Origin of the sequence: Nocardioides luti (assembly GCF_014212315.1) — a bacterium.
GTDB lineage: Bacteria > Actinomycetota > Actinomycetes > Propionibacteriales > Nocardioidaceae > Nocardioides > Nocardioides luti.
Window position 1 is genome coordinate 291,403 of sequence record NZ_JACKXE010000001.1, and the last position, 13,068, is coordinate 304,470.

Annotated in this window: 13 protein-coding genes; 6 read left to right on the forward strand and 7 right to left on the reverse strand. The window is 71.8% G+C overall.

Annotation, left to right across the window (positions count from 1 at the left end):
• Positions 1–40: 40 nt before the first annotated feature.
• From tal to H5V45_RS01360, 6 genes are all read left to right on the forward strand, one after another.
• Complete coding sequence (gene tal / locus H5V45_RS01335) at positions 41–1,156, forward strand: transaldolase (protein WP_185251272.1); 1,116 nt, start codon at positions 41–43, stop codon at positions 1,154–1,156.
• Positions 1,153–2,823: a glucose-6-phosphate isomerase gene (locus H5V45_RS01340; RefSeq protein ID WP_185251273.1), complete on the forward strand. Its 1,671-nt coding sequence runs from the start codon at positions 1,153–1,155 to the stop codon at positions 2,821–2,823. The genes tal and H5V45_RS01340 overlap by 4 nt, the downstream gene beginning before the upstream one ends.
• Positions 2,820–4,343 carry a glucose-6-phosphate dehydrogenase gene (zwf, locus tag H5V45_RS01345; RefSeq protein WP_185251274.1) on the forward strand — a complete coding sequence of 508 codons (1,524 nt, stop codon included), beginning with the start codon at positions 2,820–2,822 and terminating at the stop codon, positions 4,341–4,343. Before H5V45_RS01340 ends, zwf begins: the two co-directional genes overlap by 4 nt.
• Positions 4,343–5,254 carry a glucose-6-phosphate dehydrogenase assembly protein OpcA gene (locus tag H5V45_RS01350; protein WP_185251275.1) on the forward strand — a complete coding sequence of 304 codons (912 nt, stop codon included), beginning with the start codon at positions 4,343–4,345 and terminating at the stop codon, positions 5,252–5,254. Before zwf ends, H5V45_RS01350 begins: the two co-directional genes overlap by 1 nt.
• On the forward strand, positions 5,251–5,985 hold the full coding sequence (gene pgl / locus H5V45_RS01355) for a 6-phosphogluconolactonase (RefSeq protein ID WP_185251276.1): 735 nt from the start codon (positions 5,251–5,253) through the stop codon (positions 5,983–5,985). Before H5V45_RS01350 ends, pgl begins: the two co-directional genes overlap by 4 nt.
• 127 nt (positions 5,986–6,112) lie before the next feature.
• Positions 6,113–7,078 carry a type IV toxin-antitoxin system AbiEi family antitoxin domain-containing protein gene (locus H5V45_RS01360; RefSeq protein WP_185251277.1) on the forward strand — a complete coding sequence of 322 codons (966 nt, stop codon included), beginning with the start codon at positions 6,113–6,115 and terminating at the stop codon, positions 7,076–7,078.
• Between the two features lie 190 nt (positions 7,079–7,268).
• Here H5V45_RS01360 and H5V45_RS01365 read toward each other — a convergent pair whose 3' ends face one another.
• The 7 genes from H5V45_RS01365 to H5V45_RS01395 form a co-directional block, all read right to left on the reverse strand.
• Positions 7,269–7,628, reverse strand: a complete 360-nt coding sequence (locus H5V45_RS01365; RefSeq protein WP_185251278.1) for an RNA polymerase-binding protein RbpA — start codon at positions 7,626–7,628, stop codon at positions 7,269–7,271.
• A gap of 15 nt (positions 7,629–7,643) precedes the next feature.
• On the reverse strand, positions 7,644–7,880 hold the full coding sequence (gene secG / locus H5V45_RS01370; RefSeq protein WP_185251279.1) for a preprotein translocase subunit SecG: 237 nt from the start codon (positions 7,878–7,880) through the stop codon (positions 7,644–7,646).
• Between the two features lie 29 nt (positions 7,881–7,909).
• Positions 7,910–8,713 (reverse strand): triose-phosphate isomerase, encoded by an 804-nt coding sequence (gene tpiA / locus H5V45_RS01375; RefSeq protein ID WP_185251280.1) that lies wholly within the window; start codon positions 8,711–8,713, stop codon positions 7,910–7,912.
• 3 nt (positions 8,714–8,716) lie between these two features.
• On the reverse strand, positions 8,717–9,931 hold the full coding sequence (locus tag H5V45_RS01380; RefSeq protein ID WP_343061371.1) for a phosphoglycerate kinase: 1,215 nt from the start codon (positions 9,929–9,931) through the stop codon (positions 8,717–8,719).
• A gap of 2 nt (positions 9,932–9,933) precedes the next feature.
• Positions 9,934–10,929: a type I glyceraldehyde-3-phosphate dehydrogenase gene (gene gap, locus H5V45_RS01385; protein WP_185251281.1), complete on the reverse strand. Its 996-nt coding sequence runs from the start codon at positions 10,927–10,929 to the stop codon at positions 9,934–9,936.
• 102 nt (positions 10,930–11,031) lie between these two features.
• Positions 11,032–12,018, reverse strand: coding sequence for a DNA-binding protein WhiA (gene whiA, locus H5V45_RS01390; protein ID WP_185251282.1), 987 nt, complete (start codon positions 12,016–12,018; stop codon positions 11,032–11,034).
• Positions 12,019–12,090: 72 nt separating this feature from the next.
• Complete coding sequence (locus H5V45_RS01395; protein WP_185251283.1) at positions 12,091–13,062, reverse strand: uridine diphosphate-N-acetylglucosamine-binding protein YvcK; 972 nt, start codon at positions 13,060–13,062, stop codon at positions 12,091–12,093.
• Positions 13,063–13,068 lie beyond the last annotated feature (6 nt).

Below are 13,068 nucleotides of genomic sequence, written 5' to 3' on the forward strand. Positions count from 1 at the left end.
CCTGGGTACATCACGACCAACGCACCACCGGGAGGAACCCATGAGTGACCGTCTGAAGGCCCTTGCTGACGCAGGGGTGTCCATCTGGCTCGACGACCTGTCGCGCGAGCGCATCGAGTCCGGCAACCTCGCCGAGCTCGTCGAGACCAAGTCCGTCGTCGGCGTGACGACGAACCCCACCATCTTCGCCGGCGCGATCGCCGACGGCGAGCGGTACGACGAGCAGGTCCGCAAGCTCGTCGCCCAGGGTGAGAGGGTCGACCGCGTCATCTTCGAGCTGACCACCGAGGACGTCCGCAACGCCTGCGACATCCTGCGCCCCGTCGCCGACGGCTCGTCCTCGGACGGCCGCGTGTCGATCGAGGTCGAGCCCGACCTGGCCAACGACACCGAGGGCACCATCGCCTCGGCGCGCGCGCTCTGGTCGGCCGTGGACCGCTCCAACGTCCTGATCAAGATCCCCGCGACCGAGGAGGGCCTGCCGGCCATCACGGCCGCGATCGCCGAGGGCATCTCGGTGAACGTGACGCTGATCTTCGGCATCGACCGCTACCGCGCGGTGATGGACGCCTACCTCAGCGGCCTCGAGGCCGCGCGCGACGCCGGGCTCGACCTGTCGCGCATCCAGTCCGTCGCATCGTTCTTCGTGTCCCGCGTGGACTCCGAGATCGACAAGCGCCTCGACGCGATCGGCACCGACGAGGCCACCGCCCTCAAGGGCAAGGCAGCCGTCGCGAACGCCTGGCTCGCCTACGCGGCGTTCGAGGAGGTCGTGGCCAGCGACCGCTGGAAGCAGCTCGCCGACGCCGGCGCGCACCGCCAGCGTCCGCTGTGGGCCTCCACCGGCGTGAAGAGCGACGCCTACCCGGACACGCTCTACGTGAGCGAGCTGGTCGTGGCGGACACCGTCAACACGATGCCCGAGAAGACCATGGACGCGTTCGCGGACCACGGCGAGGTCACCGGCGACACGGTGACCGGCAAGGGCGCCGAGGCGCAGGCGATCTTCGACCGGCTCAGCGCGGTCGGGATCGACTTCGACGACGTGCTCGTCGTGCTCGAGGACGAGGGCGTCGACAAGTTCAAGAAGTCCTGGCAGGAGCTCGTGGAGACCGTCCGCGGCCAGATGGAGAAGGCAGGACAGGCGCAGGCATGACGCAGACAGCTTGGAACACCGTCAAGGCCCCGCACGAGGGAGGGTCCGGAGCGGCGTTCGAGCTGTTCTTCGGCTACCCCGACGAGGCCGCGTTCGCACGGACCGTCGAGCAGCTGGCCGACGACCACGTCGCCAGCGGCATCGCCCGCCGCGACCGGACCCTGTGGGGTCCGGCCGCGGAGGACGAGTCCGGCAAGCGGCTCGCGTGGGTCTCCCTCTCGGAGACCTCGCGGCCGCTGGTCGACGAGATCGTCACCCTGCGCGCCGAGCTCCACGGCAAGGGCCTGACCCGGGTCGTGCTCTGCGGCATGGGCGGCTCCTCCCTAGCCCCCGAGGTGATCTGCGGGGCCGCGGGCGTCGATCTCGACGTCCTCGACTCCTCCGACCCGGACTTCGTCCGCACCGCCCTCGAGAGCCGGCTCGCCGAGACCGTCGTGGTGGTGTCCTCCAAGTCCGGCGGCACCGTCGAGACCGACTCCCAGCGCCGGGCCTTCGAGAAGGCGTTCACGGACGCCGGCATCGACCCCGCCGAGCGGATCGTCGTCGTCACCGACCCGGGCTCGCCGCTGGAGGAGCAGTCGCGTGCCTCCGGCTACCGCGTGTTCCTCGCCGACCCCGAGGTCGGTGGCCGCTACTCCGCCCTCACCGCGTTCGGCCTGGTCCCCAGCGGGCTCGCCGGTGCGGACATCGGCGCCCTGCTCGACGAGGCCGAGGCCATCCGGCCCGCGCTCGAGTCCGACTCCGTCGACAACCCCGGGCTGCGCCTCGGCGGCCTCCTCGGCGCCGCGAACCGCGCCGGGGTCGACAAGGTCGTACTGGCGAACTCCGGGGCGGCGTACGCCGGTTTCGGCGACTGGGCCGAGCAGCTCATCGCCGAGTCCACCGGCAAGGACGGGCAGGGCATCCTGCCGGTCGTCGTCGACCGCCTCGACGCACCGAACTTCACGCCGAGCACGACCGACGAGGTGCTCGCGACCTTCGGACCGACCTTCGTCTTCGGCGGCGACCTGCGCCCCGCCTCCGGCTGGGGCGTGCACGTCGACGCCCCGCTGGGCGCGCAGATGCTGCTGTGGGAGTACGCCACGGCGGTCGCCGGACGCGTCATCGGCATCAACCCCTTCGACCAGCCCGACGTCGAGAGCGCCAAGCAGGCCGCCCGCGACATGCTCGACGGCGGCGGCAGCTCGCCCACGCCGCTCTTCGTCGAGGGTCCGGTCACGGTCTACGCCTCGTCGGGCTGGCTGCCGCCGGAGGTCACCTCCGTGGCCGCCGCCGTCACGGCCCTGCTGGCCGACGTCGACAGCACCCACGGGTACGTCGCCGTCCAGGCCTACCTCGACCGGCACCGCGACGCCGAGCTGGCCTCGGTCCGCGACCAGCTCGCCGTGCGCACCGGCCGCCCCGTCACCTTCGGGTGGGGCCCGCGCTTCCTGCACTCGACCGGGCAGTACCACAAGGGCGGCCCCGCGACCGGCGTCTACCTCCAGGTGACCGGCGACCCGCTGGCCGACCTGGCGGTGCCCGACCGGCCGTTCACGTTCCAGGAGTTCCTGACCGCCCAGGCGGTCGGCGACGGACAGGTGCTGGCCGACAAGGGCCGACCCGTCCTGCGGCTGCACGTCAGCAGCCCGGCCGACCTCGACGCCGTACGAGAGGCCCTCGGGTGACCTACACGAACCCCCTCCGCGACCCGCAGGACCGGCGGCTCCCCCGGATCGCCGGCCCGTGCGGCATGGTGCTCTTCGGCGTGACCGGCGACCTGTCGCGCAAGAAGGTCATGCCCGCGATCTACGACCTGGCCAACCGCGGGCTGCTGCCCCCGGGCTTCAGCCTCGTCGGCTTCGCCCGGCGGGACTGGGCCGACCAGGACTTCGCGCAGATCGTCCACGACTCCGTCAAGCAGTACGCCCGTACGGAGTTCCGCGAGGAGGTCTGGAAGCAGCTCGCCGAGGGCTTCCGCTTCGTCCCGGGCAACTTCGACGACGACGAGGCCTTCGAGCGCCTGCGCCGCACGATCGAGGAGCTCGACGAGGCCCGCGGCACCGGCGGCAACCACGCCTTCTACCTCGCCATCCCGCCGGGCTTCTTCGGCGACGTCGTCGGCCAGCTGCAGGAGCACGGCCTCGCGACGCCCGAGGAGGGCTCGTGGCGGCGTGTCGTCGTCGAGAAGCCCTTCGGCCACGACCTGGAGTCGGCTCGTGAGCTCAACGACGTGCTCGGCGGCGTCTTCGACTCGGGCTCGATCTTCCGGATCGACCACTACCTCGGCAAGGAGACGGTCCAGAACATCCTGGCGCTGCGCTTCGCCAACGAGATGTTCGAGCCGATCTGGAACGCCAACTACGTCGACCACGTGCAGATCACCATGGCCGAGGACATCGGCATCGGTGGCCGGGCCGGCTACTACGACGGCATCGGCGCGGCCCGCGACGTGATCCAGAACCACCTCCTCCAGCTGATGAGCCTGGTGGCGATGGAGGAGCCGACGTCCTTCGACGCCGAGAGCCTGCGGATCGAGAAGCAGAAGGTGCTCTCCAGCATCGTGCTCCCGAACCGCCTCGACCTCACGACGGCCCGCGGGCAGTACGTCCAGGGCTGGCAGGGCGGCGAGAAGGTCGGTGGCTTCCTCGAGGAGGAGGGCATCAAGAAGACCTCCACCACGGAGACGTTCGCCGCGGTCACGCTGCACGTCGACACGCGTCGCTGGGCCGGGGTGCCGTTCTACCTGCGCACCGGCAAGCGCCTCGGACGCCGGGTGACCGAGGTGGCGATCGTCTTCAAGCGGGCGCCCCACCTGCCGTTCTCCGAGTCCTCCACCGAGGAGCTCACCCACAACGCGCTCGTCATCCGGGTCCAGCCCGACGAGGGCATGACCATCCGGTTCGGCTCCAAGGTGCCCGGCACCGCCATGGAGATCCGCGACGTCAACATGGACTTCGCCTACGGCGGCTCCTTCACCGAGGCCAGCCCGGAAGCGTACGAGCGGCTGATCCTGGACGTGCTCCTCGGCGACCCGCCGCTCTTCCCCCGGCACGAGGAGGTCGAGCTCTCCTGGAAGATCCTCGACCCGATCCTCGAGAGCTGGGCGAAGAAGGGGAAGCCCGACACCTACGAGTCCGGCACCTGGGGTCCGGAGTCCGCAGACAAGATGCTGGCCCGCGACGGCCGCGTCTGGAGGAGGCCCTGATGATGGAGCTCACCGACACCAACTCGGCCGCGATCGCCGCCGAGTTCGTGCGCGCCCGTGCCAAGGCGGGCTCGCCCGCCATGGGCATGGTGATGACGCTGATCATCGTCGCCGAGGAGGAGGACGCGGAGGTCGCCATGAAGGCCGCCCGCGCCGCCTCGCACGAGCACCCCGCCCGGGTGCTCGGCGTCATCCTCGGTGACGGCCGCGGTGCGCCGCAGGTCAACGCCCAGGTCGGCACTGGCTCCGGCTGGGGCGGCGAGACCGCCCTGATCCGCCTGAAGGGCGAGGTCACCAAGCACCCCGAGTCCGTGGTGCTGCCGCTGCTGCTCCCCGACTCCCCCGTCGCGATCTGGTGGCCGGCGCACCCGCCGGCCGACCCGGCCGGCGACCCGCTCGGCGCGCTCGCGCAGCGCCGGATCACGGACGCCGCGGCCGCGTCCCGGGGCCGCAACCGCGCCATCCACGACCAGTGCAAGGCCTACGCGAAGGGCAACACCGACCTCGCCTGGACCCGCATCACCTCGTGGCGGGCGCTGCTGGCGGCCTCCCTGGACCAGCACGAGCTCAAGGTCACCGGCGCCACCGTCACGGCCGAGAAGATCAGCCCCAGCGCCGACCTCCTCGCCGCGTGGCTCACCGACCGGCTCAAGATCAAGGTCGAGCGGGTCACCTCGCGCGGCCCGGGCATCACCGAGGTCGTGATGGACACCAAGCAGGGTCCGATCCGGATCTCACGGCCCGACGGGAAGCTGGCGACCTTCGCCTCGCCCGGCCGCCCCGACCGGCCGATCGCGCTCAAGCGTCGCGAGCTGCCGGAGCTGCTGGCCGAGGAGCTGCGCCGCCTCGACGAGGACGACGTGTACGCCGCCACCGCGCGTCGCCTGGCGAAGTCCCGGGTCACGTCGTGAGCGCGGCCCTGGTCGAGGTCCACCCCGACGCCGGCGCCCTGGCCACGGCGATCGCGGGCGAGCTGCTCGCCCGCCTCGCCGACGCACAGGCCCAGGGCCGGGAGCCGCAGATCGGCCTCACCGGCGGGACCATCGCCGACGCCGTGCACCGCGAGGTGGCGCGGCTCTCCCCCGGCTCCGAGGTCGACTGGGCCCGGGTCGTGGTCTGGTGGGGCGACGAGCGCTTCGTCGCCCCCGACGACCCGGAGCGCAACGCGGGGCAGGCGCGAGCAGCGTTCCTCGACGCCGTGGGCGTCCCCGCCGCCCACGTCCACGAGATGCCCTCCACCGCGACGGCCGCCGACGTGGGCACCGGCGCCACGGCGTACGCCTCGGAGCTGCGGGAGCACGGCGCCGGCGAGTTCGAGGTGCTGATGCTCGGCGTCGGGCCCGACGGTCACGTCGCCTCGCTGTTCCCCGGCAACGCCGCCCTCGACGTCGACGACGCTGTCACGGTCGCGGTCACCGACTCCCCCAAGCCCCCGCCCGAGCGGATCAGCCTGACCTTCGCCGCCCTCAACCGCTCGCGCTCGGTCTGGTTCCTCGTCAGCGGCGAGGGCAAGGCCGACGCGGTCGCCCGGGCGCTGTCCGAGACCGACGTCCCCGACGTCCACGAGATCCCCGCCGTCGGCGTGCGTGGCTCCGAGGAGACGGTCTGGTTCCTCGACCGCGAGGCCGCCTCCCGCCTCTGACCCGCCTGGGTGCCGAGTCGGCGCATCTGCAGATCTCAGAGGTGCCGAGTCGGCGCATCTGCAGAAGTTCTCCACAGGCCGCACGGTGCGCTGGTTGGCGCCCGGGTCGGTCGGGCATCGACCGGTCATGGACCTTGACGAGATTCTTGCCAGCGGTGCCCTGGGCACCGATTTCCCACTGCCGACGACCGGCCCGTTCACGTACGCCGAGGCGCTGCAGAGCGGTTTGTCCCGCCACCAGCTCAGCGTGCTGCACCAGGAAGGACTGCTGAGACGGCCGATCAAGGGCGTCTACCTTCCGTCCGCGCTCGGCGACTCGCTCAGCCTGCGAGCCGCCTGCCTCTCGCTCGTCGTCCCCGAGGACTGCGTCGTCGTCGACCGTCACGCCGGTTGGATGCTCGGCGCCCAGATGGTGCTGGCGCCGAACGAGCACCTGGACCTCAGGCCGCTGTCGCTCTACCGCCCCGCCGGACACGGCCGGCTGCGCAACAGCATCGCGGCCAGCGGCGAGCGTGACCTGTCGGACGAGGACGTCATCGAGATCGAGGGACTCCGCGTCACCACCCCGCTGCGGACGGCCTGGGACCTCGGCCGGGTGCGCTGGACCGACGAGGCCATCTCGGGGCTGGACGCGATGCTCCGTCTCGGAGGCTTCACGCGCGAGGAGTTCGAGGACGGGTTCGTGCGCTTCCGAGGGATGCGGTGGGTCACGACGCTCCGGGCGGTCGGCCCGCTCGCCGACGGGCGCAGCGAGTCACCGGGCGAGTCGGTCCTGCGCCTGCGCTGTCACGAGTGTGGTCTGAGGATGACGCCTCAGGTCGAGGTCCACCGGGGCGAGCGGCTGCTCGGCCGGCTCGACCTCGGCGACGAGCCGCTGAAGGTCGGTGTGGAGTACGACGGGGCCGAGTGGCACTCGACGCCGGAGCAGCAGGCGCACGACCGCAGGCGTCGCGGGGAGATCCGCGCCGACGGCTGGATCGTCGAGGCCTTCGACGCGGCCGCCGTGTTCGGGCGGGACCGCGCGTGCGAGGCGGTCATCCGCGAGGCCGCGCTGGCAGCGCGGGCACGTCGCGGGCTGCGCCCGGCGGGCTGAGCGTCTGCAGATGCGCCGACTCGGCGTCGTACACGTCTGCAGATGCGCCGACTCGGCGGTCACCGCGTCTGCAGATGCGCCGACTCGGGGTCTCGGTACGCCGGTCGCGAGCTCGTTCCTCGCTCGCGCGGCTACTCGACCTTTGGCGCTGCTTCGTTGTCTCCCGAGCACGCTCGGGAGACAACGGCGCCTAAAAGATGATGTCGCCGGACTTGCGGCGCGAGCGCAGGAGCGACAGGGCCTCGTCGAGGATGTCGGCCGCCTCCTTGTCGGAGCGGCGCTCCTTCACGTAGGCCAGGTGCGTCTTGTAGGGCTCGATCTTCGTCGCCGGGGGCGCGTTCTCCGAGTCGCGGCCCGCGGGCAGGCCGCACTTGGGGCAGTCCCACGAGTCCGGCACGGTGGCCTCGACCGAGAAGGTCACCACCGAGCTGTGCTCGTGCGAGCAGAAGTACGTGATGGCCTGACGGGGTGCGGCCTCGCCGCGCTCCGCCTCACCCATCGGGCCGGCCCCCACACGGCTACCGCGAATTGCGTTTCCTCCACCAGCCACGACCGGTTCCCTTCGTCAGTTCTGGTACGCGTACAGGAGGCCGAGTGCGATGACGCACGCGAACCAGATGGCGCCGACGCCGACCGTCAGCCGGTCGAGGTTGCGCTCGGCCACCGAGGAGCCCCCGAGCGAGCTCGAGACGCCGCCGCCGAACATGTCGGACATGCCGCCGCCACGACCCTTGTGGAGCAGCACGAGCAGGATCATGATCGCGCTCGATGCCATGAGCAGGATGGTGAAGAGGAGAGTCACGCCGGAAAGCCTACGTCACGCCGCGCCGGTCAGAGGACCGGCATGTCGTAGAAACGGCAGATCCCGCCGAACTCGTCGACCTGGAGGCTCGCGCCACCGACCAGGCAGCCGTCCACGTCCGCCTTGGTCATGATGCCGCCGACGTTGGCGGCCTTGACCGACCCGCCGTAGAGCACGCGGACGCCGGCGGCGGCCGCCTCGCCGTGGGTCTCGGCGATCCGCGAGCGGATCGCCGCGCAGACCTCCTGCGCGTCGTCGGGGGTGGCGACCTCGCCGGTGCCGATCGCCCACACGGGCTCGTAGGCGACGACGAGGTCGGCGACCTGCTCGGGCGTGAAGCCGGCGAGCGAGCCGTCGACCTGGGCGAGGGTGTACGGCACGTGCTCGCCGGCCTGGCGGACCTCGAGGCCCTCGCCGACGCACACGATCGGGGTCATGCCGGCCGCCAGGGCCTTGTGGGCCTTGGCGTTGACGACCTCGTCGGTCTCGGCGTGGTACTCCCGACGCTCGGAGTGGCCGACCACGACGTAGCTGCAGCCGAGCTTGGCCAGCATCCCCGCGGAGATCTCGCCGGTGTAGGCGCCGGAGTCCTGGGTCGAGACGTCCTGGGCGGCGTACTTCACCGCGAGGCGGTCACCGTCGACCAGGGTCTGCACGGAGCGCAGGTCGGTGAACGGGGGTACGACGACCACCTCGACCTTGGCGTAGTCGTGCTTCTTGTCCGCGAGGGTCCAGGCGAGCTTCTGGACCAGGACGACGGCCTCCTGGTGGTTGAGGTTCATCTTCCAGTTGCCCGCCATCAGCGGGGTGCGAGCTGTCTTCGGGGAAGCCATGGGTCAGTCCTCCAGGACCTGGATGCCGGGCAGGTCCTTGCCCTCGAGGTACTCGAGGGAGGCGCCACCACCGGTGGAGATGTGGCCGAACGCCGACTCCTCGAAGCCGAGCTTGCGCACGGCCGCCGCGGAGTCACCGCCGCCCACGACGGAGAGGCCGGGGACCTCGGTGAGGGCCTTGGCGACGGCACGGGTGCCCTCGGCGAAGGCGTCGACCTCGAAGACCCCCATCGGACCGTTCCAGAAGACCGTGCGCGCGTCGGCCAGCGCGGCCGCGAACGCGGCACCCGACGCCGGTCCGATGTCCAGGCCGAGGGCGTCGGCCGGGATCTGGTCCGCCGCGACCACGGCGGGCTCCGGGGTGCGGTCGCCGGACGGGAACGCCGTGTCGACGACGATGTCCGTCGGGAGCAGGATCTCGACGCCAGACTCCTGGGCGCGCTGCAGGTAGGACCGGCAGGTGTCGAGCTGGTCCTCCTCGAGCAGGCTCTTGCCGACCTCGTGGCCCTGGGCCTTGAGGAAGGTGAAGACCATGCCGCCGCCGATGAGGAGCCGGTCGGCCTTGTCGAGCAGGTTGTCGATGACGCCGAGCTTGTCGGAGACCTTGGACCCGCCCAGGACGACGACGTACGGCCGCTCCGGGTCGACCGTGAGGCGACGAAGGACGTCGATCTCGGTCGCGACCAGGTTGCCCATGGCGTGCGGCAGCCGCTGCGCGACGTCGTACACCGACGCCTGCTTGCGGTGCACCACGCCGAAGCCGTCCGAGACGAACCCGTCGGCCAGGGCCGCGAGCTGGTCCGCGAAGGCTCCCCGCTCGCCCTCGTCCTTGCTGGTCTCGCCCGCGTTGAAGCGGACGTTCTCCAGCACGGCGACCTGGCCGTCCAGCAGCCCCTCAACCGTCGAGCGGGCGCTGTCGCCCACCGTGTCGGTCGCGAACGCCACCTCGGCACCGAGCAGCTCGCCGAGGCGCGCCGCCACGGGCCGCAGCGAGTACCGGTCCTCGGGGGCACCCTTCGGGCGGCCGAGGTGCGCCGTCACCACGACCCGCGCCCCGCCGTCCGCCAGGGCCTGGATCGTGGGGACGCTGGCGCGGATCCGGCCGTCGTCGGTGATCGTCGTGCCGTCCAGGGGGACGTTCAGGTCGGAGCGCACCAGGATGCGCTTGCCGGTGAGGCTGCCGCCCAGGGACTGGGCGAGCGAGGAGAGGTCGCTCACGGTCAGAGGGTCTCGCCGATGTAGGTGATCAGGTCGACGAGGCGGTTGGAGTAGCCCCACTCGTTGTCGTACCAGCCGACGACCTTGACCTGGTTGCCGATGACCTTGGTCAGCGGCGCGTCGAAGATGCACGACGCCGGGTCGGTGACGATGTCCGAGGAGACGATCGGGTCGGTGGAGTACTTCAGGAAGCGGCCGTCGGCCGCCTTCTCGATGATCGCGTTGACCTCCTCGACCGTGGTCTCGCGGCCGGCCTCGAAGGTGAGGTCGGTGGCGGAGCCGGTCGGGACGGGGACGCGGATCGCGTAGCCGTCGAGCTTGCCCTTGAGCTCGGGCAGCACGAGGCCGATCGCCTTCGCGGCACCGGTCGAGGTCGGGACCAGGTTCAGCGCGGCGGCACGGGCGCGGCGCAGGTCCTTGTGGATGTTGTCCTGGAGGTTCTGGTCCGCGGTGTAGGCGTGGATCGTCGTCATCAGGCCCTTGACGATGCCGAGGTCGTCGTTGAGCGCCTTGGCCATCGGGCCCAGGCAGTTGGTGGTGCACGACGCGTTCGAGATGACCGTGTGGGTCGCCGGGTCGTAGTCCTCGTGGTTGACGCCCATCACGATGGTGATGTCCTCGTTGGAGGCGGGCGCCGAGATGATGACCTTCTTGGCGCCGGCGTCGACGTGGGCCTTCGCCTTGGTCGCGTCGGTGAAGAAGCCGGTGGACTCGACGACGACGTCGACCCCCAGCTCGCCCCACTTCAGGTCGGCCGGGTTGCGCTCGGCGAACGCCTTGATCTCGACCCCACCGACGACGATCGCGTCGTCGGTCGAGGAGACGTCGGCGTCCAGGCGGCCCAGGATCGAGTCGTACTTGAGCAGGTGCGCGAGCACCGCGTTGTCGGTCAGGTCGTTGACACCGACGATCTCGATGTCGGCGCCCGAGGCGCGGACGGCCCGGAAGAAGTTGCGGCCGATCCGGCCGAATCCGTTGATACCTACGCGAACGGTCACTGCGGGTGCTCCTCAATACGATCGGGCATGGCGGTGAGGCCGACCCTATCGCTAGGCGCGAGCGTGCCGACCCCGCGTCCCGGCGTACGTACGAGTAACCGCTCAGGCCTCGTCGGCGAGCATCTCCGGGGTCAGGGACGACTCGGTGTCCGGGATGCCGAGCTCCTCGGCACGCTTGTCCGCCATCGCCAGCAGGCGACGGATCCGGCCGGCGATCGCGTCCTTCGTGAGGACGGGCTCGTGCAGCTGCCCGAGCTCCTCGAGGGACGCCTGCTTGTGCTCGAGGCGGAGGTGACCGGCCAGGCGCAGGTGGTCCGGGACCTCGTCGCCGAGGATCTCCATGGCCCGGTCGACGCGGGCACCGGCGGCGACGGCCGCGCGGGCGGAGCGGCGCAGGTTCGCGTCGTCGAAGTTGGCGAGGCGGTTCGCGGTCGCGCGCACCTCGCGGCGCATCCGGCGCTCCTCCCAGGCCATCAGCGACTCGTGCGCACCGAGGCGGGTCAGCAGCTGGCCGATCGCGTCGCCGTCGCGGATGACCACGCGGTCGATGCCGCGGACCTCGCGGGCCTTCGCCTGGATGCCGAGCCGGCGGGCGACGCCCACCAGGGCGAGCGCCGCCTCGGGGCCGGGGCAGGTGACCTCCAGCGCGGAGGACCGGCCGGGCTCGGTCAGCGAGCCGTGGGCGAGGAAGGCGCCGCGCCACGCGGCGACCGCGTCGCAGCCGCCGCCGGACACGACGGCGGGCGGCAGACCCCGCACGGGGCGGCCGCGCTGGTCGAGCAGCCCGGTCTGGCGGGCCAGGGCCTCGCCGTCCTTGACGACCCGGACGATGTAGCGGCTGCCCTTGCGGATCCCGTTGCCCTGCACCATCACGACGTCGGACTGGTGGCCGTAGACCTCCGCGATGTCCTTGCGCAGCCGCCGGGCCGCCGCACCGGTGTCCAGCTCGGCCTCGACCACGATGCGCCCGGAGACGATGTGGAGGCCGCCCGCGAAGCGCAGCATCGAGGCGACTTCCGCCTTGCGGCAGCAGGTCTTCGTGATCTGGGTGGAGGACAGCTCTGCCTTCACCTGTGCCGTCATCGCCATGGTGCCGATCCTGCCATGTTGGTCAATCACCCTCGCGCCCAGCCGGGGCCCACCCGAGGCCCGGCCGGGGGCCTAGCCGCGCTGGAGGATCCTCGCATAGGCCTCGGCCAGCCGCACCGGATCGTGGCGGGGGGTGCCGTCGCCCAGCGCCACGTCGTCCAGCACCAGCTCGGCGCCGTACGCCGCCACGAGGCCGGCCAGCTCGTCGGCCTCGACCCCGATGCTGCCGCGGTCGGCGAGGACGGTGTGCACCTTGAGGTCGGGGGCGTGCTCGGCGAGGGCGGCGAGGTGGTCCTCGGGGCCGAACCCCTGGGTCTCCCCCGCCTGCTCGTCGAGGTTCAGGACGAGGATCACCCGGGCGTCGGTCTGCACGAGCGCGGCCCGGAGCTCGGGGACCATCAGGTGCGGGATCACGGAGGTGAACCACGACCCCGGACCGAGCACGACCCAGTCCGCCTCGCGGACCGCCGTCACGGCCTGCGGGCACGGCACCGGCTCGGGCGGGTCGAGGTGGATCGCCTGGATGACGCCGGAGGTCGTGGCGACCTCCACCTGGCCGCGCACGCTGGTCAGCGCCTCGGGGTCGTCGGGGTCGAGGCCGCGGACGTCCGCGGTGATGTCGAGGGGCGAGAGCGCCATCGGCAGCACCCGCCCGGTGGCGCCGAGCAGCCGGCCCACCCACTCGAGCGCCTGGACGTGGTCGCCGAGCTGCTCCCACAGGCTGACGATCAGGAGGTTCCCCACGACGTGGCCGCGCATCTCGCCGTCGCCGGCGAAGCGGTGCTGGAGGACGTCGGACCAGGTGCGGCCCCAGTCGTCGTCGCCGCACAGCGCCGCGAGCGCCATCCGCAGGTCGCCCGGGGGCAGCACGCCGAACTCGCCGCGCAGCCGACCGGACGATCCGCCGTTGTCGGCGACCGTGACGATCGCGGTCAGGTCGTCGACGACGAGGTCGTCGACGAGCCGGCGCAGGGCCGTGAGGGAGGCATGCAGGCCGTGGCCGCCCCCGAGGGCCACGACCGACTGGGCGCGCTCGGACGTCACCGGGCC

Coding starts and splice junctions, on each gene's coding strand:
- tal (WP_185251272.1), top strand. CDS start 41: ATGAGTGACCGTCTGAAGGCCCTTGCTGACGCAGGGGTGTCCATCTGG.
- H5V45_RS01340 (WP_185251273.1), top strand. CDS start 1,153: ATGACGCAGACAGCTTGGAACACCGTCAAGGCCCCGCACGAGGGAGGG.
- H5V45_RS01350 (WP_185251275.1), top strand. CDS start 4,343: ATGATGGAGCTCACCGACACCAACTCGGCCGCGATCGCCGCCGAGTTC.
- H5V45_RS01360 (WP_185251277.1), top strand. CDS start 6,113: ATGGACCTTGACGAGATTCTTGCCAGCGGTGCCCTGGGCACCGATTTC.
- tpiA (WP_185251280.1), bottom strand. CDS start 8,713: ATGGCTTCCCCGAAGACAGCTCGCACCCCGCTGATGGCGGGCAACTGG.
- whiA (WP_185251282.1), bottom strand. CDS start 12,018: ATGGCGATGACGGCACAGGTGAAGGCAGAGCTGTCCTCCACCCAGATC.